We start from the raw sequence: 18,387 nt of genomic DNA, 5'->3' as shown, positions 1-18,387 counted from the left end.
TTATTTGAATATCGAAGATCGCAGCCTTCAGCAGTTCCAACAAGGCTGCGATTTTTTGATGTTTTACTCAGCCGGGATCCGCACACAATCCTGGGGCCCCAGCAACCGCCCATCCTCGGCGCGCAATTCCAGCGGCCGCACCGGTCGACCGTTCTCACGATCGACCACCCGCGAATGCGCCTCCCCCGCCTCATAGAAAAACGCCTCGCCCCACTGCCGCAACCCGATGATCAACGGAAACAGACCCTTGCCCTTCTCCGTCAGCACGTACTCCTGATACGCACTGCCGTCCGACGCCGGCACCAGATCGAAAATCCCGTGGGCCACCAATGTGCGCAGGCGCGCCGAGAGAATGTTCTTGGCCATGCCCAGATTGCGCTGGAACTCACCAAATCGCCGCAGACCATCGAACGCATCGCGCACGATCAATAGCGACCACCAATCCCCTATCGCGTCCAGTGAACGGGCGACCGGGCACTCGGCGCCTTCCATGCTTGTACGTTTAACCATAACCGCGTCCGCCGACAATCAATGTGGTTGCAATATAAAACCAGACTCTCTACCGTACAACTGGTTTTATTTTGAAACCACAAAAGGAAACCCGTGATGAAACCTGATCATCCGTTAAGCGGCGCCGTAGTGCTGCTATTTGCCGTGGCCTGCGGCTTAGCCGTCGGCAATGTGTATTACGCACAACCGCTGCTCGATGCCATGGCCGAGGCCTTCGCCATGGACCCGGCAACCATCGGCATCGTCGTCACCCTCACCCAGATCGGCTATGGCGTGGGCCTGTTGTTGCTGGTCCCTCTGGGGGATCTGCTCAACCGTCGCCGATTAATCGTCCTGCAAACCCTGCTGTCGGCACTGGCCTTGTTGATGATCGCGTTAGCACCGAACAGCGCTTGGTTGCTGCTCGGCATGGCGCTGACCGGGTTGCTGGCGGTGGTGACGCAAGTTCTGGTGGCCTACGCCGCGACCCTGGCCATCCCGGCGCAACGTGGACGTGTGGTGGGGGTGATCACCAGCGGCATCGTCGTCGGTATTCTGTTGGCACGAACGGTGGCAGGCGGCATGGCTGATCTGGCCGGTTGGCGCTCGATCTATCTGTTGTCCGCCGGATTAACCCTGGTGATGGCGTTGCTGTTGTTTCGCGTGCTGCCCAAGCACGAAGATCCGCGACCGGATAGCGCTTACGGTGCATTGATCGGCTCGGTTTTCACGTTGTTCAAGGAAGAACCGGTGTTGCGTCAACGGGCTATGCTCGCCCTGTTGACCTTCGCCAGCGCCATGGTGCTGTGGACCCCTCTGGTATTACCGCTGAGCGCCCCACCGCTTTCACTGTCCCACACCGAAATCGGATTGTTTGGCCTGGCCGGGGCCGCCGGCGCACTGGCCGCCGCCCGAGCCGGGCACTTAGCCGATCGCGGGCTGGGTCAATGGACCAGCGGACTGTCGTTGTTGCTGATGCTCGCCTCATGGCTGCCCATCGCCCTCACTCAATCGTCGCTGTGGGCGTTGTTGCTGGGGGTCATTACGCTGGACTTGGGGCTGCAAGCCGTTCATGTCACCAGTCAGAGCATGATCTACAACGTGCGCCCCGAAGCGCAAAGCCGACTCACCGCCGGCTATATGCTGTTCTATTCGATCGGCAGCGCCTTGGGCTCGATCGGTTCGACGGCGATGTATGCCTTGGGCGGCTGGATCGCGGTGTGCTGGCTGGGTGCAGGTATCAACGCCGTGGCGTTGATCTATTGGTGGTTGACGTTGGCCCCGAAGGACCAACCTGTGGAAGCAGCTTCACGCTGACCTGTAGCAGCTGCCGCAGGCTGCTACAAATCGCGCTCCCTGCCTCGCAACATGCTGTCCAGCACGTCATCGCGGCGCACCCAACCGTGAAACAACGCCGCCGCCAGGTGCAGCAGCACGGTCAGAAACAGCAGATACGCCAAATACCCATGCGCCTTGCGCAGAAACGCAAACACTTGCGCATTGGCCGGCAGGATCGACGGCAACTGCAACGAACGACTGAGCATTACCGGATCGCCAGCCGCCGAAATCATCGCCCAGCCCAGCAGCGGCAAAATCAGCATCAAAGCGTACAGCAAAACATGCGAGGCCTTCGCCGCCAGCACCTGCCAACCCGGCAAGTCCGCCGGCAGCGATGGTTGCCGGGTCGAAAAACGCACGGCCAGGCGCACGACCACCAACAGCAGAATCGCAATGCCCAAAGGCTTGTGCAGATGGATCAGCCATTCATGACGCTCGGACACCGAGGCCACCATGCCCGCGCCGATAAACAGCATCGCAATGATCATCAGCGCCATCAGCCAGTGCAGCAGCCGCGCCAAAGGTGCGAAATGGTTCGGTTGAGCACTCATTGTTGAGACTCCTGTTTGGCGTTGGGCAACTGCTTCACTTCGCTGGTGCGGCGCAGGTAGGAACGGGCGTAACCCGCTGAGCGAGCGGCAAGCAGCGGGTCGTCGGAGCCTTCGATACCGCTGGGCAACACCAGCGGGTCGTAGTTGATGTCACGGCACTCGCCATTGAGTTGCGGCTGGGTGCTTTCGAGCACCAGCGTGCCGGCGTTCAGCACTTTTCTACCCTCGGGCCAGGCCTTGCTCGCGTCGTTGACCGGGTCCCCGGGGTTCGCCAGGGTAATGTTCAACTGCCAACGCAATGGTCCGGCGGACAAGCGCTGAACCAAATCTTTTTCGAGGAAGTCAGCGCCCTCCGCTGCCGTCGCACCCGCCGCGTCCTGAGCCACTGGTGTCATGCTCCAGCGCACCGCTTGCCGCTGACCGGCTGCGTTCACCAGGTAAAACGCGTTGACGCTGTTATAAGTCTGCGTCGCATAACTGGCAGAAGGTTTGGCGGTTTTGATCCAGGCAAGGAACGGCGCGGCTTCCGGGTGAGAACCGAAGAACGCCGGAACAGCCGCAGGGTTCGGTTTGCCGGTCGCAGGGTCCGGCGCCTGCGCTTGTTGCAACTGATAGAACGCCTCGGGCGTGCCCACCGGGAACACCGGCATGCTGTTCATCCCGGTGCGCCACTGCTGACCGTTGGCCTGGGTGAAACGCAACGCCAGGCTGCGGATCGGCACACTGTTGTCTGGTGCGTAAGGGTTGCCGGCAGGCAGTGCGAAACGCCCGACCACCGGGGTCCGCGCTTCACTGAACACTTGGGCGCTGGAGTACTCGCGCGCCTGGCCGCTGCTCTCGAAATGCCCGATCACGCACACCCCTTTGGCGTGGTTACGACGGAACCCCGGGTGCACACCGTTGTTTTTCTCCAACACATTGATCAACGCTTTCGGCGTCAGACGCTGTGGGTCGAGTGTGCCGTTGACGTAGGCAAAAGCCCCGACCAGCGCAGCGACCACCACGGCAATACCGGTCAGGCGCAACGTCAGGCTCGCGGTGCTCAGGGGCGGCCGAGACGGCCCTGTTGTAGATGAGCGATCAACCATGAAAGTCTCCAGGGCCGTGGGCCACAGGGGAAAAGAGCTATGAGACGAACGTCACGTAGGATTATTCCCCCTGAACTGTAGTTTCTTTCAAAGCACCGCTAGCGACGAATCCTCAAGGTTGGGTCAAACCGGGTTGAAACACGGCTCACGCTTCTCCAAAAAAGCCTGCATACCTTCCTTTTGCCCCCCCGTGGCAAACAAACCATGAAACACTCTTCGCTCGAAAAGAAGGCCATCGCGCAATCCTGACTCCAGTGCACGGTCCACTGCTTCTCGCGCAGCCAGTGTGGCTGTCTTGGCGAAACCGGCAATTATCTGCGCCGCGGCCAAGGATTGTTCCAGCAGATCGCTGGCAGAAATCACACGCGATACCAACCCTGCTCGCTCAGCCTCCTCAGCCGACATCGAGCGTCCGGTCAGAATCATATCCATGGCCTTCGACTTGCCTATCAGCCGTGTCAGACGCTGGGTCCCTCCCATACCAGGCATCACCCCCAACCTGATCTCCGGTTGGCCAAAGCGGGCGGTATCCGCAGCAAAGATCAGATCGCACATCATCGCCAACTCACAACCGCCACCGTACGCATAACCGGCAACAGCGGCCAGTTTGGGCGTACGTAACGCAGCAAAGGCCTCCCACTCAGCAAAATAGTCTTCGTGGACCATGTCCAGATAAGACTTTTCGTACATTTCCTTGATATCGGCGCCAGCCGCAAAAAAATCCGCCGTCCCGGTGATCACGAAACAGCCGACCCCGGGGTCGCGGTCCAGCTGTTGCAATGTGTCCAGCAGTTCGCGCATCAGGGCCGAGCTCAAAGCATTCCTGGCTTGGGGGCGATCGAGACGAATCAATACGACTCGATCATGACGTTCGATCAGTGTGTGCATAGTGACCTCATTGAATACCTGTGAAAGGTTTGACTGAAAAATGCCTTTGGCAAACATCAGGAATCCCAGATCGCGCCATAAGCCGGAATGCCCCGTGCCTCCATTTCCTCAACCACTCGCTGAGTGAGCGTCTGGTTAGAAATGCAGATCACCGCCTCGGCACCGAACGTTCGCACCGCGTCATAGGCCAATTGCACAAGGTCTGGCTTGCCGAGCACGTCAGTGTCCCAAATCAAGGCATCAGGATTGGCCCGCAGGATCTCTTCCACCAGTTCGTCACCGTAGGTTTTTCGGGGGCTGCGGGTCGACCAGACCAGCCGTATCGGTACCTGTTTGGCCAGCAAATGGGGCAATACCGGTCCGATGCCGCTGCCCGTGGCGATGTACACCACCGATTTGAACAGGGTTTCAATGTGTGCCACGCCGGCAGTGGTAATGCCTTTGACCCAGACATGAGTCGGCATCTGTTCGATGAACTCGCCGGTCCAGTCACCTGCCCGGGAAATGATCAGGCGAAAACCCGCCTCACCTGGTGTGGGAATATTGGCAAAGGAGTGCCACTCCATAAGCGGGTTGCGACTGATAGCGTTGGACGAGCCGGCAAACGGCGTGACATGGCCAAAACGGGCTATTACCGCATGAGGAGAAGGCCTGATCAGTTGCACCGGCACTTTACGCAGACGCAACCATGGCAAGGCGATGCTGAACGTCAGCACAATCAGCATCCAGAATGCCACCGACGTCGACAGCGCCTCATGCACGGGAGTCTGCAGATTCTGGTCCCGGACAAACAGAACGGTCCATACCCAGAACAGGGCGAGCGCGGTCCATCCACCAAAGCGGTGCATTCGCTCGAACCCGTTGTGAAAACGTGCGCGAATCCGTGGATGCGCCATGATCGCCACCAACAGCAAGATGCCCAGCAACCCGGCGCTCACCCCTAGCAGCGCCAGAGAAACCCCGTTCAGACCCTCAATCCAATGCCAGCTCAAGGAGCCACTCAACACCGCGAACCAGCCAATGGCTGCCAGCGCGCCGCCGCTGTGCAAGCCGCCGAAGTGGTAAACCTTGGCCAGTGAGCGGCGAATCGCAAGCGGCCAGCAAGTGGGCGCCCGGGTTGCCAGCCAGAACAGCAGATTGATGATGTATTGCTGGCGAATCAAAATCGCCATCGACAGATTGGCCACCACCAAACCCGACAGCGCCTCAAGGACAATCCCCGAGGATGTCCACCACTGCCCGGCGGTCAGCCCATGCGCCAGTGCCGCAATATTGAGTGCAAGCACCAGGGCTACCAGGCGGTTGTAATGAGAAAATATCGGCAACGTTCCCCATCGCCGCCACAGCGCGCGCCTGGCGGGCAGCGCGGTATCCGGATTCCCCCCCTTCATGCGCTCACCCCTTGCCTGGTGGCCGCGGCAAGGTCGGCCTGATGCGCCACCGCCCACTCCAGCAACAAACGTTTGTCGACCTTACCCCGTGATGTCAGCGGAATTTGATCCACGGCGATGATCAGCGAAGGGACGCAATAGTAGGCAAGCCGCTCTTCACAGCGACGTCTTGCCGCATCGATGTCCGTGGTGACGGGATAGACGAAGGCCACCAGATGGCGACTGTCGAGTTTTAGCGTGACCGCCCGCTCGCAGCGACCGGATGACTCCAGAGTCGCAGAAACAGCGTCGAGCTCCACCCGAAACCCTCTGACCTTGACCTGATCATCGACGCGGCCCAGGTGTTCAAGTTCGCCGTTCGCTGTCCAGCGCCCCAGATCACGTGTGCGGAACATCATCCGGCCCTGCCCCAGAAACGGGTCGGGGCGATAGCGTTCGGTGGTCAGCGCCGGGTTACCCAAATAGCCAGCCGTCACACAGTCGCCACCGGCCCACATCTCGCCTTGCTCACCCACCTTACAGGGCTGGCCCGCCTCATCCAGCACGTACACCGTGTTGTTGGGCGTGGGTTTGCCAATCGTCAACGCACCTGCGCCCTTGTAATGCTGCATGGTGTTGACGATGGTGGTTTCGGTCGGGCCGCAGGCATTGTAAAAAGTGCAGAACGAAGACCAGCGATCGGCCAGGGGTTGCGGGCACGGTTCCCCTGCAAGGGCCACGACCTTGACTTGCTGACAACGCAATGGATCGAGTGTGCCGAGAATCGAGGGGGTGGCGATCAGTACATCGCATTGTTCGGCAGTCTGGCCGATGTCCTTGCCACGGATCATCAAGGTCGCGCCATGAGCCAGACAACCGAGTATTTCCCAGGCCGCCATGTCAAAGGCAATGTTAAGTATCTGTCCGACCTTGAGCCCAGGCTGCATGCCGAGATTGCCTGGGGCTGTCAGCAAAATATTGCACACATTGCGCTGGGTCACCCGAACCCCATTGGGCAGGCCGGTGGTGCCGGAGGTAAACAGAACGAAACACTGTCGGTCCGGAGCCGACGACAGCGAACAGGCCACATTCAAGTCATCAGCGGGTGTTGACGCAACCTTCATGAACTCATCGAGGCAAATGCTGTATTGCTGCGACGTCAGGGGAATTCGCGACTCAAGGCTCGACAGCGTCAGCACCACCCGCGTCGAAGCCACGTCCATGATGTGGCGCAATTGCGCGGCGGGAGTAATCCCTACGTGCTGAGGAATGTAGGCCGCGCCCACTTTCAATGCGGCCAGTATTCCCACCAGCATCGGGATCGAACGTTCCACAAACAAGGCCACATGATCGCCCGGGATCACGCCCTGCCGACGTAACATCGTGGCCAGTCGGTTGGCCTGCCGGTTCAGTTCACCATAGGTGATGGTTTCGCCCTCACAATGGGCGGCAATGCCCTGAGGTCTGACGGCGGCTTGCGCCTCGACGGCGTGATGGATCAGAAGATACTCAGGCTCGACCGTCGGCCCACGACCGAATCGCTGCCACACGTCCTGGGCATTGGTCGGAAGCAGCGAGCAAATCGGTGCTGATTCAAGGGTAACTTCGCACTCTTGCATGTCAAAAAGTCTCTTCAGGCTCAATATCAACGTTCAAGCACGGGTGGGTTTGCGCAGCCTGGTGAAAGGCTGGGCTGATTGCCTGTGCTGCCGCATGGGTTGAGCCACGAAGTTCGATGCCATTACATGGACTACAAATCCATCAGAAACCTCCTACAAAAATGAGAAACGGTTTCCCGACGTGGGAATAACCTGCTGTGGTCGGCGTCCTTCTTGTCAGTGCCACTCATCACAGCCAGAGAACACGCCTTCTCCATGAACAACATCGACGGACAATTGCGTGAAATCATTCCAAGGCTACGGCGTTTCGCCGTTTCGCCGTATCGCTGACGCGCAACCCCAGCAGCGCCGACGATCTGGTGCAGGCGTGCCTTGAGCGAGCGCTATCGAGTTGGGGCGGCAAACGCCCCGAGGGCGACTTGCGGGCCTGGCTGTTTTCGATTCTTTATCGGCAGTTTCTCGACGCCCACCGCCGCTCCCGGCGTTATGCGCGGATGCTCGAATTCTTTTCCGGGCGTGACGATGCGCAACCTTCGGTAGAACGCACGGTGATCGCCCAATCGACCCTGCAAGCCTTCGACCAACTCAGCACCGAACAGCGCGCGCTGCTGCTCTGGGTGTCGGTGGAGGGCTTGAGTTATAAAGAGGTCGCCGAGATTCTCGACGTCCCCACCGGCACCGTGATGTCGCGCCTTTCCCGCGCGCGCCAGGCCTTGCGCCAGCTCAGCGACGGCGAAATCACCCGCCCTTCTCTGCGGAGACTCAAATGATCAGCATGCCGCCCAGCGAGCGTGACTTGCACGCCTACGTCGATCACCAACTCAGCGATGCCGACCGACATCAGGTGGACACTTATCTGGCCAGCCACGCCGAAGTGGCCGCGCAAGTACGCGCCTGGCAGCACGATGCCCAACAATTGCGCGCGGCCCTGAGCGGCGCCTTGCAGCAACCGACCAACCCGGAACTCGACCCGGCGCTGATTCGCCAGCGCCTCAAACGCCAATCCCGGCGTCATCTGGCCAGTGCCGCGATATTGTTGATGGCGGTCAGCGTCGGCGGGCTGGGCGGTTGGCAGGCACGGGAAATGACCTTGGCCAGCGCCCCACTGCCGATGACCGATGCGATGCAGGCCTACCGACTGATTGCCCAGCAAGGCATCCTGCCGGCGGATTACCAAGTCAGCGACGACGGCGATATGCAGGGCTGGCTCGACCGTTATTTCAGCCAGGCCCAGCGTTTGCCAAACCTGGCGACGGCTGGCTACAAACCGGTCAGCGGTCGTTTGCTCAGCACCGAGCAAGGGCCGGCGGCAATGGTGGTGTATGAGGACAGGAGCGGGCACAAGATCAGCTTCTACGTCCGGCCACCCGGGCCGAAAAACACCCTGCTGCCCCGCGGTAGCCGCAGCGATGGTGAACTGCAGGCCGAGTACTGGTCGGGGGGCGGGTACAACTACGCGATGGTCAGCCCGAGTGACACCCCGACGGCGCAGATGCTGAAGTTCTGATCTCGGAAACGAGGACAACACCAATCGAATGTGGGAGCGGTGGGTCGAGGCGATGAAACAGTATCTGAACACTGCCATTGCCATCGACTGGGATCAGGTCAACGAACAGCGCCCGGCGTGGAATGCCCGGTAGAATCGCAGTATCGAGCGGTAGCCTCGAAGATCAAAAGGTCGCAGCCTGCGCCACCCCACATTTGCCGAAGTGGTCGGGTTATTCCCCATTTGGTTACACTACGCCGCCGCAGCTTGGGAGCCGGCCTTAAGACTACGGGGTGACATCACAGTGGCCGTTCGACCGCCCAACCGTCCGCGACTCACACCACACTGGCCCGCGCTGCGCCGTTTGTTCGGCAAGGCACTCGCGGCGCCGGCCAGTGCCAGCGCGCAGGGCCGGGTGATCCACGACTACTTCCACCACAAGGCCCATGCCCAGGGCTACACCCTCAGCCACAGCCAGCAGCGAGTGATCGACTGCATGGCGCAGCACGCTTCGGCGCTGCAGGGCACATCGGCATCAACACTCCCCGGTCTTTACCTCCATGGTGCAGTCGGGCGCGGCAAGAGCTGGTTGCTCGACGGTTTTTTCCAGGCCATCCCCATCGCGGAAAAACAGCGCCTGCACTTCCATGAGTTTTTTGCACAATTGCACCAGGGCATGTTCAGCCATCGCGATCAGCCCGATGCGCTGGCAGTCACCCTTGATGAACTGCTGCGAGACTGCCGGGTGCTGTGTTTCGATGAATTCCACGTGCATGACATCGGCGATGCGATGCTCATCACGCGGCTGTTCAAAGCGCTGTTTCGCCGTGGGGTTCTGCTGCTGGTGACCTCCAACTACCCGCCGGAAGGTTTGTTGCCCAACCCGCTCTATCATGCACGTTTCAAACCGGTGATCGACCTGATTCACGCTCGCATGCAGGTGATGGAAGTCGACGGCCCCCATGATTACCGCAGTCAGGCGCGAGCCCACGCACAGCAGCTATTCACCCAGGGTCAATACGTCTGGCCAGCCACAATGGCGCAGCGCCAGGCGTTGCACCTGCCCGAACACGATGCGCCGGCCATTCAGCTGCCCGTCGGGACACGACACCTTCAAGCCCGATACTGCGAAGGACGAACCATCGGCTTTACCTTCGGTGACGTGTGCGAACACCCCACCGCTGTCATGGACTACCTGGAACTGTGCCGGCGTTTCGACCGCTGGATCATCGACAAACTGCCCAGCCTCGCCGACTGCTCAATCGCCGCCCAGCAGCGCTTCATCAACCTGATCGACGTCTTGTACGACCAGGACAAGCACCTGATTCTGCTCGGCCACCAGTCATTGCGCGAAAGCCTGGGCGGCGATGCCATCGACCTGGCGCGTACGCGTAGCCGGTTGGGGCAGTTGGTGGAGGTCAGGGACCCCGCCTGACCGAGAGATTGTGTTTGGGCTGCCGGCCCCTTCGCGAGCAAGCCCGCACACATTGGTTTTGTGAGCGACGCAGCCCCCTGTGGGAGCGGGCTTGCTCGCGAAGAGCCCCTGACAAGCACCGCTAATTTCCCGCTATCATGTCGCCCATTTCCAGGCCCCCGCGCCCTCCTTCCGATCAATAGCGAACCTGCCCATGCACACCCTCGCACAACTGCGCGCCGGCCAACTGTCGGGCATCACCCGTCTGGATCTGTCCTGCGGCCTGACCGAGTTCCCCCGGGAAATCTTCGACCTGGCGGACTCGCTGCAAGTGCTCAACCTCAGCGGCAATGCCTTGCGCAGCCTGCCGGACGACCTGCACCGCCTGACCCGTTTGCGCGTGCTGTTCTGCTCGGACAACCGGTTCACCGAACTGCCCGCCTGCCTCGGCCAGTGCGCGGCGCTGACGATGATCGGCTTCAAGGCCAACGCCATCGAGAACGTACCGGCCGCCGCCCTGCCGCCGCAGTTGCGCTGGCTGATCCTGACCGACAACCACATCACGGATCTGCCGACCGAACTGGGGGAACGCCCGCACCTGCAAAAGCTCATGCTCGCCGGCAACCGGTTACAGCGTTTGCCCAAGAGCCTGAGCCATTGCCATCGACTCGAACTGATCCGCATCGCCGCCAATCAGCTCACCGAGCTTCCCGAGTGGCTGCTGACCCTGCCGAGCCTGACCTGGCTGGCCTACGCTGGTAACCCGCTGGAAACCGAAGCCGATGCCGCCGCCCTCGAAGCAACGGCGAGTATTCCCTGGTCCCAACTGAGCCTGGAGAAAAAACTCGGCGAAGGTGCGTCGGGGATCATTCATCAGGCGTTGTGGGAGCAGACGAAACAGGTCGCGGTAAAACTCTACAAAGGCGAAATGACCAGCGATGGCTCGCCGTTGCACGAAATGAACGCCTGCATCACCGCCGGTATCCATCCCAATCTGATCCGGGTCGAAGGGCGGATTGTCGGGCATCCGCAGGCGCAGGCCGGGCTGGTGATGCAGCTGATCGATCCGAGTTACCGCAACCTGGCCGGGCTGCCGAGCCTGGCGTCCTGCACCCGCGACATCTACACCGACGACACCCGCTTCAGCGCTGGCGTGGCGCTGCGCATCGCCAGTGGCATTGCTTCAGTGGCTGAACATTTGCACCGCCAAGGCATCACCCACGGTGACCTCTATGGCCACAACATCATGTGGAACGAGCACGGTGATTGCCTGTTGGGCGACTTTGGCGCGGCGTCTTTCCATGCCACTTCGGACAGCCTTGAAAGCCGCGCACTGCAACGAATCGAAGTACGGGCGTTCGGGGTGCTGCTGGGGGAATTGCTGGAGCGGATCGACTCGGGGTTGAGCGAGGCAGGTCGCGAGCAGCTGGAGGCGTTGCACCAGCGCTGCTGTCAGCCGGATGTGCTGGCGCGGCCGGGGTTCAGCGAGGTGGTGCGGGAGTTGACTGCGTTCAACTAGCGGCAACTATAAAACCTGTGGCGAGGGAGCTTGCTCCCGTTGGACGGCGAAGCCGTCCCAAAAGCGACGGCTGCTGCGCAACCGAACGGGAGCAAGCTCCCTCGCCACAAGTCAGATCACAAACTGCCGGAACCGCTTAACCCGCCAAACCGACAAACATGTCCTGCACGTCATCGTGGTTATCGAGGCCTTCGAGGAAGGCTTCGACTTCCGCCATCTGCTCATCGCTCAGGCCGCTGACCGGGTTCTTCGGCTGGTAACCCAACTTGGCCGACAACACCGTGAAACCCTGCTCCGGCAGCGCTTTCTGTACCGAATCCAGGTCCGCAGGCTCGGTCAGGAACAGCGTCGCGCCCTCTTCACCCGGCTCGAAATCCTGGGCACCGGCTTCGATCGCGGCCATTTCCGGATCGGCGTCAGGGCTGTCCGGGGACGCCTCGATCATGCCGACGTGGTTGAAGTCCCAGGCCACCGAACCGGAAGCACCCAACTGGCCCTTGCGGAACGCGACGCGGATTTCAGCGACGGTGCGGTTGATGTTGTCGGTGACGCATTCAACGATCAGCGGCACCTGATGCGGTGCGAACCCTTCATAGGTCACGCGATGGTATTGCACGGTTTCGCCGAGCTGGCCGGAGCCTTTCTTGATCGCGCGTTCCAGGGTTTCGCGGGGCATCGAGGCTTTTTTCGCCTGTTCGACCACCAGACGCAGGTGTGCGTTGGTGGCGGTATCGGCACCGTTGCGCGCAGCAATGGTGATTTCTTTCACCAGTTTGCCGAAGATCTTGCCCTTGGCGTTGGCTGCCGCTTCTTTGTGTTTAACCTTCCACTGTGCGCCCATTACTCACTCTCTTGATCTGTGGCGCCGAGACATCTATTGGCCGACGCGTTGCGCAAGTTTATACGGCCTAAAGATGCCAATCGACCAAAAATTCCAAGATCTTCACCCCATGACGGATCGACATCTTCAGCAGCGTTTGTAGGGCGATTCTGAAAAGTCGATTTGCGGTAACGCTTCCGGGCTGTGGTTTCGTATCCTCTGCATCCGTCCTCCCTGGCAGAAGCGCGTTCGATGCACAACGACAAGGAAAGCCCCTTCACCCTGACGCTTCTCGACGGCGGTTTGAGTTTGCAGGTGTTGCAGTTCAGTGGCCATGAAGGCCTCAACCAGCCCTATCGATTCGACATCGACGTGATCGGCCTCGCACCGTCGACGAACCTCGAGCGATGGCTGCAACAACCGGCGTTCCTGAGGCTGGCGGGTGATCAGGGCATTCACGGTGTGCTCCACAGCGTCAGTCGCGAACATCGCGGCCCGCACCGGGTCGGCTACTCTCTGGTGCTGACGCCCCATCTTCAACGACTGGACCGGCACCGCGCGCGGCGGGTGTTTCATCACCTCAGCGTGCCAGCGATCGTGCTCCAGTTGCTGGAGGAGCATCAGTTGCCCGAACACAGTTATCGCTTCGACCTGACAAGCGGGCGCTACCCTCTGCGGCCTTTTTGCATTCAATACGAAGAAAGCGACCTGGCCTTCATGCAGCGGCTGTGTGAAGAAGAAGGTATCCACTATCACTTCGAGCATCAGCCCGACGGGCACGTGCTGGTGCTGGCCGATGACAGCCTGAGCTTTCCCCAGGAGCCGTTGTTGATGCCGTTCCATGACGACGCACCCAACGCCCCCACCTCGCCAGTGATCAGCGAACTGTTCCAGCACCATGCCCCGGCACCTGCACCTGCACCTGCACCTGCACCTGCACCTGCACAATGGAACGCGAGAAATCGCGGCGCGCAGGTGCTCGGCGACGGCGCGGCCAACCACCCGCTCGCCAGAACGGGCCCGGTGACGGCACACCCCGCGTCCGAACAGTGTCATCGCGATCAGCTCAGCCGCCGCCTGCTGGAGCGTCTGCGCTGCCGGCACCGGCAGATCCACGGCCAAAGCACCCAACGTGAGCTGCGCAGCGGACGAATCCTGCAAGTGGCGGAACATCCGCTCTCGAGTTTCAACGATCAGTGGCTGCTCACCGACATCCAGCACCAGGGACAGCAGCCGTCGATTCTCGCCCAGGACCCGCCCGACATTGCCCGGCACTATCGCAATCAGTTCACTGCCATTCCCTGGTCAACGGTATTCAGGCCGGCGCTCAAACAGGCCAGGCCGAGCGTTCCGGGCTATCAGACCGCCCGGGTGCTGGGTCCCGTCGGGCAACCGGCGGCGCTCGATGACCAGGGCCGAATACAGATCTGCTTGTGGCCAACGTCGGAGTTCGAGGCGGATGAATCCGCCGGATTCTGGCTACCGGTAGCCCTTGCAACACCGGACGGCCAGATCGATCCGTCCAGGCTGCCCATGGCCGGCACCAACGTGTTGATCAGTTTCCTCGATAGCGACCCGGACCGGCCGGTGCTGTGTGCCGGCATGGACCATCTCCAGCCTTCCCGGCCCGCTCCCGAGCCACGCCGCGATGCCAATATGCTGCTCGATTGGTTGATCAACCGCTCGGATCTCATGCCGTGACGCCGTTGTCGATTACCCATTGCACACGGCGGGTGGTGGCGACGTTTGTGGAGAGGGTTCGCGAGCGTTTTGTGTAGGCAGCTCCGGCTTCTTCGCGAGCAAGCCCGCTCCCACAAAAGCAGCTCCCTGCGGCGCTTTTTTGTGGCCGATTCACTTGATCCAGAGCATTCATCAGCCAATTCACCTCGGGCAAATCCAGTGAAACAGGATTACAGTTAGCCCACGCCGTCGAACAAGAACGGCGACTTCAGACCAGTCCTGTGAGGAACACCGTATGCCCTGGAAGAATTCCGAATCACGCTACAGCACCGTATCGATCGCGCTGCACTGGTTGATGCTGGTTCTGTTAATACTGGTCTACGCCTGTATCGAATTTCGCGGGATCTTTCCCAAAGGCAGTGGCGGCCGGACGCTGATCAAGGAAGCGCACTTCATGCTCGGCCTGACCGTGTTCATTCTGGTCTGGCTACGGCTATTCGCCCGCAGCCTGGGGCCGGCGCCACAGATCTTCCCCGCCTCGCCTCGCTGGCAAAGCGTGCTCGCCAAACTGATGCACTGGGCGCTGTATATTTTCATGATCACCATGCCGATTCTGGGCTGGCTGATTACCAGCGCCGAGGGCCATCGGGTGATGTTCTATGGCATTGACTTGCCGTTGCTGATCGAAGAGAACAAAACGCTGGCCAAGCAATTCGAGGGCTGGCATGTGCTCGGCGGGACCATCGGCTATTGGCTGATCGGACTGCACGCCGTGGCCGGGCTTTATCATCACTATGTGGTGCGCGATAACACCTTGCTGCGGATGACGCCCAAACGCGGTTAGTCGCGACCGCTTTGCTCAAAACCCCGGCGGCCCTGCAAGCCGCCGGTGTGGATGAAGATCAGGCGCGTGCCCAGGGGAAACTTCCCGGCTTCGACTTGTTGCTTGAGTACCATCAGCGCCTTGCCGGTGTACAGCGGTTCGAAAGGAATACCGCTGGCCTGTTCGGTCTGCTCGATGAACTTGAGTAACTGCGGATCGACTTTGGCAAAACCGCCACGGCTGGCGTCGAACAGCTCATAAGCCGGAGCCTGCAAACCTGTCTCGCGGACAATCGACTCGACCTGCTGCGCCACGCCATGATCCTCGGGCACCGCCAGCGCGCCATACACCGGGTGTTCACCCGCCTCGGCCAGTGCCAGGCCGGCCAGGGTCGTGCCCGTTCCGCAGGCCAGCCACCAGCCGTCGTAATGGCTCCAACCCAGACCGCTCAGTTGTTCGCGAACCTGAGCCACCAGTGGCATGCAGCCCTTCGCCCCACGTAAACCACCGCCGCCTTCCGGCACTGGTTGTAGCTCGGGATACTGCTCCAGCCATGGCTGCCAGAAGCCAGGTTCGTGCCGCGCTCGATAACCGCCATAACCCAACCAGTGCAACTGCATGCCGAACGCCTGCAAATCCTTCACCGTCGGAGTGTCTTGCGGATGCCCGCGCAGCAGGCCGACCGTGGTGAAACCGAAGCGTTTGCCCGCAGCGGCCAATGCGTGGAGATGGTTGGAGTGAGCGCCACCCAGGCTGATGATGCCTTGGGCGCCGTTCCGGTCGGCGGCTTTCAGATGTTCGATGAGTTTGAACCACTTGTTGCCGCTGATCAGCGGGTCGATCTGGTCCAGACGCAGAATCGCGACCTCGATGCCGAAGGGGGTAAGCCAGTCGAGGTGAAGGGGTTCCAGGGGGGCTTGGGGTAGCCAGTTGGCAGGAGGAAAAAGCATTGGCGCCTGATTGTGCTCAGAAAGAGCCAGCATTCTAGTCGCTCAAAGGGCCCTATCGCGAGCAGGCTCGCTCCCACCTTGGATTTGCGTCGGTCACAAAATACGTGAACACCACAAACCTGTGGGAGCGAGCCTGCTCGCGATGGCCATTGGCACGTTAAACCTGCGTATTACAACTCAGCCGCCAACCGCGAACCCTGGTTGATCGCGCGCTTGGCATCCAGCTCCGCCGCCACATCCGCGCCACCGATCAAGTGCACGTTCTGCCCGGCCGCGATCAGGCCATCCTGCAACTCACGCAACGGATCCTGCCCGGCGCAGATCACAATGTTGTCCACCGGTAATACCTGCGGTTCGCCGCTTTCGCCGATGCGGATGTGCAGGCCTTCGTCGTCGATCTTCAGGTACTCGACGCTGTTGAGCATCTGCACCTGCTTGTTTTTCAGACCGGTGCGGTGAATCCAGCCAGTGGTCTTGCCCAAGCCATCGCCGACCTTGGAGGTCTTGCGTTGCAACAGGAACACTTCACGGGCCGGCGCATGCGGCTCAGCCTTGATGCCCGCGACACCGCCGCGCGCTTCAAGCTGCGTATCGATGCCCCACTCCTTCCAGAACGCTTCGCGGTCCTGGCTGGTGGCCACACCCTGGTGAACGAGGAATTCCGACACGTCGAAACCGATACCACCGGCGCCGATCACCGCGACGCGCTTGCCCACTGGTTTGCGCTCCAGGATCACGTCCAGGTAGCTCAGCACCTTGGCGTGCTCGACGCCCGGAATCGCCGGCACCCGTGGCGCAATGCCGGTCGCCAGGATGATTTCGTCGTAACCGCCCTCGACCAGCTGCGCCACATCCACACGGGTGCTCAGGCACAGCTCGACATTGGTGGTCTGCAATTTGCGGTTGAAGTAACGCAGGGTCTCGAAGAACTCTTCCTTGCCCGGCACGCGCTTGGCGATGTTGAACTGGCCGCCGATTTCGCTGGCCGAATCGAACAACGTCACCTGATGGCCACGCTCGGCGGCCACAGTGGCGGCGGACAGACCGGCAGGGCCGGCACCGACCACGGCGATTTTCTTGATCTGCTGCACCGGCAGGTAATTGAGCTCGGTTTCATGGCAGGCCCGCGGGTTCACCAGGCAACTGGTCAACTTGCCGCCAAAGGTGTGATCCAGACACGCCTGATTGCAACCGATGCAGGTGTTGATTTCATCGCCACGGCCGGCCGCAGCCTTGTTGACGAAATCCGGGTCGGCCAGGAATGGCCGGGCCATGGACACCATGTCGGCATCGCCCTCGGCCAGGATCTGCTCGGCGACTTCGGGGGTGTTGATGCGGTTGGTGGTGATCAGCGGAATGCTCACCGAACCACGCAGTTTCGCCGTGACCTTGCTGAACGCCGCACGCGGCACCTTGGTGGCGATGGTCGGAATCCGTGCTTCGTGCCAGCCTATACCGGTGTTGATGATCGTCGCACCGGCCTGCTCGATGGCCTTGGCCAATTGCACGATTTCTTCCCAGGTGCTGCCACCTTCCACCAGGTCGAGCATCGACAGGCGGAAGATAATGATGAAATTCGGGCCGACCGCTTCGCGCACCCGACGGACGATTTCCACCGGCAGGCGCATACGGTTTTCGTAAGCGCCGCCCCAGCGGTCAGTGCGGTGGTTGGTGTGGGCCGCGAGGAACTGGTTAATGAAGTAACCTTCGGAACCCATGATCTCGACACCGTCGTACTCGGCTTTTTGCGCAAGCGTCGAGCACGTGACGAAATCGCTGATCTGCTTCTCGATGCCTTCCTCGTCCAGCTCTTTAGGCTTGAACGGGTTGATCGGTGCCTGAATCGCGCTCGGGGCCACCTGCTTCGGGCTGTAGGCATAACGCCCGGCATGAAGAATCTGCATGCAGATCTTGCCGCCCGCCTCGTGCACCGCTCGGGTGACGATCCGGTGTTTGAGCGCCTCTTCCTCGGTGGTCAGTTTGGCTGCGCCGGAGTAAACCCCGCCCTCATCGTTCGGACCGATACCGCCGGTGACCATCAGGCCCACACCGCCACGGGCACGTTCGGCAAAGTAGGCGGCCATGCGCTCGAAACCGCCGGGCTTTTCCTCAAGCCCTGTGTGCATCGAGCCCATCAGGGTGCGGTTGCGCAACGTGGTAAAACCCAGGTCCAGCGGGGCCAACAGGTGCGGGTAATGAGCGGCGGCCATCGGTAACTCCACAACGAGCGATCACGGAAAAAATGCAGGAACTCTTCGGCTCCCGTCAGTCATGTTCAACAGACTAAGAGTCGTACTGCTGTCACTCAATGACCGTAACTGACAACTTATTGATCCAAATGCGCAGCGCCCC

The 18,387-nt window shown here is 60.8% G+C and carries 15 protein-coding genes and 1 pseudogene; 7 read left to right on the top strand and 9 right to left on the bottom strand.

Going from position 1 to position 18,387, the window contains the following annotated elements; genetic code table 11:
* Nucleotides 1-63 precede the first annotated feature (63 nt).
* Nucleotides 64-510 carry a helix-turn-helix domain-containing protein gene (locus LOY38_RS10665; protein WP_258699985.1) on the bottom strand — a complete coding sequence of 149 codons (447 nt, stop codon included), beginning with the start codon at nt 508-510 and terminating at the stop codon, nt 64-66.
* 96 nt (nt 511-606) lie between these two features.
* On the opposite strand from LOY38_RS10665, the gene LOY38_RS10660 reads away from it, so the two are divergent.
* Nucleotides 607-1,806 carry an MFS transporter gene (locus tag LOY38_RS10660; protein ID WP_258699984.1) on the top strand — a complete coding sequence of 400 codons (1,200 nt, stop codon included), beginning with the start codon at nt 607-609 and terminating at the stop codon, nt 1,804-1,806.
* A 23-nt stretch (nt 1,807-1,829) separates the two neighbouring features.
* On the opposite strand, the gene LOY38_RS10655 is transcribed toward LOY38_RS10660, so the two are convergent.
* The 5 genes from LOY38_RS10655 to LOY38_RS10635 form a co-directional block, all read right to left on the bottom strand.
* Entirely contained in the window at nt 1,830-2,378 is a 549-nt protein-coding gene (locus tag LOY38_RS10655; protein WP_258699983.1) for a cytochrome b, read from the bottom strand.
* On the bottom strand, nt 2,375-3,466 hold the full coding sequence (locus LOY38_RS10650; RefSeq protein WP_258699982.1) for a catalase family peroxidase: 1,092 nt from the start codon (nt 3,464-3,466) through the stop codon (nt 2,375-2,377). The genes LOY38_RS10655 and LOY38_RS10650 overlap by 4 nt, the downstream gene beginning before the upstream one ends.
* Nucleotides 3,467-3,589: 123 nt before the next feature.
* Nucleotides 3,590-4,354, bottom strand: coding sequence for an enoyl-CoA hydratase-related protein (locus LOY38_RS10645; RefSeq protein ID WP_258700698.1), 765 nt, complete (start codon nt 4,352-4,354; stop codon nt 3,590-3,592).
* 56 nt (nt 4,355-4,410) lie between these two features.
* Nucleotides 4,411-5,745, bottom strand: coding sequence for a hypothetical protein (locus LOY38_RS10640; protein WP_258699981.1), 1,335 nt, complete (start codon nt 5,743-5,745; stop codon nt 4,411-4,413).
* Nucleotides 5,742-7,343: an amino acid adenylation domain-containing protein gene (locus LOY38_RS10635; protein WP_258699980.1), complete on the bottom strand. Its 1,602-nt coding sequence runs from the start codon at nt 7,341-7,343 to the stop codon at nt 5,742-5,744. Before LOY38_RS10635 ends, LOY38_RS10640 begins: the two co-directional genes overlap by 4 nt.
* A 255-nt stretch (nt 7,344-7,598) precedes the next feature.
* Here LOY38_RS10635 and LOY38_RS10630 point away from each other — a divergent pair.
* From LOY38_RS10630 to LOY38_RS10615, 4 genes and pseudogenes are all read left to right on the top strand, one after another.
* Nucleotides 7,599-8,113, top strand: a pseudogene (locus LOY38_RS10630) (RNA polymerase sigma factor).
* The gene (locus LOY38_RS10625; RefSeq protein ID WP_258699979.1) at nt 8,110-8,850 is read left to right on the top strand and encodes an anti-sigma factor; all 741 of its coding nucleotides are present in this window, start codon (nt 8,110-8,112) and stop codon (nt 8,848-8,850) included. Before LOY38_RS10630 ends, LOY38_RS10625 begins: the two are co-directional and overlap by 4 nt.
* A gap of 283 nt (nt 8,851-9,133) precedes the next feature.
* Nucleotides 9,134-10,264 (top strand): cell division protein ZapE, encoded by a 1,131-nt coding sequence (zapE, locus tag LOY38_RS10620; RefSeq protein WP_258699978.1) that lies wholly within the window; start codon nt 9,134-9,136, stop codon nt 10,262-10,264.
* 193 nt (nt 10,265-10,457) lie between these two features.
* Nucleotides 10,458-11,762 carry a leucine-rich repeat-containing protein kinase family protein gene (locus tag LOY38_RS10615; protein WP_258699977.1) on the top strand — a complete coding sequence of 435 codons (1,305 nt, stop codon included), beginning with the start codon at nt 10,458-10,460 and terminating at the stop codon, nt 11,760-11,762.
* A 136-nt stretch (nt 11,763-11,898) separates the two neighbouring features.
* On the opposite strand, the gene LOY38_RS10610 is transcribed toward LOY38_RS10615, so the two are convergent.
* Complete coding sequence (locus tag LOY38_RS10610; protein WP_258699976.1) at nt 11,899-12,603, bottom strand: YebC/PmpR family DNA-binding transcriptional regulator; 705 nt, start codon at nt 12,601-12,603, stop codon at nt 11,899-11,901.
* Nucleotides 12,604-12,834: 231 nt separating this feature from the next.
* Here LOY38_RS10610 and LOY38_RS10605 point away from each other — a divergent pair, with 231 nt between their 5' ends.
* Entirely contained in the window at nt 12,835-14,283 is a 1,449-nt protein-coding gene (locus LOY38_RS10605) for a type VI secretion system Vgr family protein (protein WP_258699975.1), read from the top strand.
* Between the two features lie 274 nt (nt 14,284-14,557).
* Entirely contained in the window at nt 14,558-15,106 is a 549-nt protein-coding gene (locus LOY38_RS10600; RefSeq protein ID WP_258699974.1) for a cytochrome b, read from the top strand.
* Here LOY38_RS10600 and LOY38_RS10595 read toward each other — a convergent pair.
* Both LOY38_RS10595 and LOY38_RS10590 read right to left on the bottom strand, forming a co-directional pair.
* Nucleotides 15,103-16,035 (bottom strand): 1-aminocyclopropane-1-carboxylate deaminase/D-cysteine desulfhydrase, encoded by a 933-nt coding sequence (locus LOY38_RS10595; protein ID WP_258700697.1) that lies wholly within the window; start codon nt 16,033-16,035, stop codon nt 15,103-15,105. The two genes, LOY38_RS10600 and LOY38_RS10595, sit on opposite strands and share 4 nt — an antisense overlap.
* Before the next feature lie 170 nt (nt 16,036-16,205).
* Nucleotides 16,206-18,245, bottom strand: a complete 2,040-nt coding sequence (locus tag LOY38_RS10590; RefSeq protein ID WP_258699973.1) for an FAD-dependent oxidoreductase — start codon at nt 18,243-18,245, stop codon at nt 16,206-16,208.
* Nucleotides 18,246-18,387 lie beyond the last annotated feature (142 nt).

Origin of the sequence: Pseudomonas sp. B21-015 (assembly GCF_024749285.1) — a bacterium.
Taxonomy (GTDB): Bacteria; Pseudomonadota; Gammaproteobacteria; order Pseudomonadales; family Pseudomonadaceae; genus Aquipseudomonas.
This window is presented reverse-complemented; position numbering and strand designations above follow the sequence as displayed.

What these genes read in the sequence shown, in the direction of transcription:
- LOY38_RS10645 (WP_258700698.1), bottom strand. Translation starts at nt 4,354, where the DNA reads ATGCACACACTGATCGAACGTCATGATCGAGTCGTATTGATTCGTCTC.
- LOY38_RS10650 (WP_258699982.1), bottom strand. Translation starts at nt 3,466, where the DNA reads ATGGTTGATCGCTCATCTACAACAGGGCCGTCTCGGCCGCCCCTGAGC.
- LOY38_RS10590 (WP_258699973.1), bottom strand. Translation starts at nt 18,245, where the DNA reads ATGGCCGCCGCTCATTACCCGCACCTGTTGGCCCCGCTGGACCTGGGT.
- LOY38_RS10605 (WP_258699975.1), top strand. Translation starts at nt 12,835, where the DNA reads ATGCACAACGACAAGGAAAGCCCCTTCACCCTGACGCTTCTCGACGGC.
- LOY38_RS10600 (WP_258699974.1), top strand. Translation starts at nt 14,558, where the DNA reads ATGCCCTGGAAGAATTCCGAATCACGCTACAGCACCGTATCGATCGCG.
- LOY38_RS10640 (WP_258699981.1), bottom strand. Translation starts at nt 5,745, where the DNA reads ATGAAGGGGGGGAATCCGGATACCGCGCTGCCCGCCAGGCGCGCGCTG.
- LOY38_RS10665 (WP_258699985.1), bottom strand. Translation starts at nt 510, where the DNA reads ATGGTTAAACGTACAAGCATGGAAGGCGCCGAGTGCCCGGTCGCCCGT.
- LOY38_RS10610 (WP_258699976.1), bottom strand. Translation starts at nt 12,603, where the DNA reads ATGGGCGCACAGTGGAAGGTTAAACACAAAGAAGCGGCAGCCAACGCC.
- LOY38_RS10615 (WP_258699977.1), top strand. Translation starts at nt 10,458, where the DNA reads ATGCACACCCTCGCACAACTGCGCGCCGGCCAACTGTCGGGCATCACC.
- LOY38_RS10655 (WP_258699983.1), bottom strand. Translation starts at nt 2,378, where the DNA reads ATGAGTGCTCAACCGAACCATTTCGCACCTTTGGCGCGGCTGCTGCAC.
- LOY38_RS10595 (WP_258700697.1), bottom strand. Translation starts at nt 16,035, where the DNA reads ATGCTTTTTCCTCCTGCCAACTGGCTACCCCAAGCCCCCCTGGAACCC.
- LOY38_RS10625 (WP_258699979.1), top strand. Translation starts at nt 8,110, where the DNA reads ATGATCAGCATGCCGCCCAGCGAGCGTGACTTGCACGCCTACGTCGAT.
- LOY38_RS10635 (WP_258699980.1), bottom strand. Translation starts at nt 7,343, where the DNA reads ATGCAAGAGTGCGAAGTTACCCTTGAATCAGCACCGATTTGCTCGCTG.
- LOY38_RS10660 (WP_258699984.1), top strand. Translation starts at nt 607, where the DNA reads ATGAAACCTGATCATCCGTTAAGCGGCGCCGTAGTGCTGCTATTTGCC.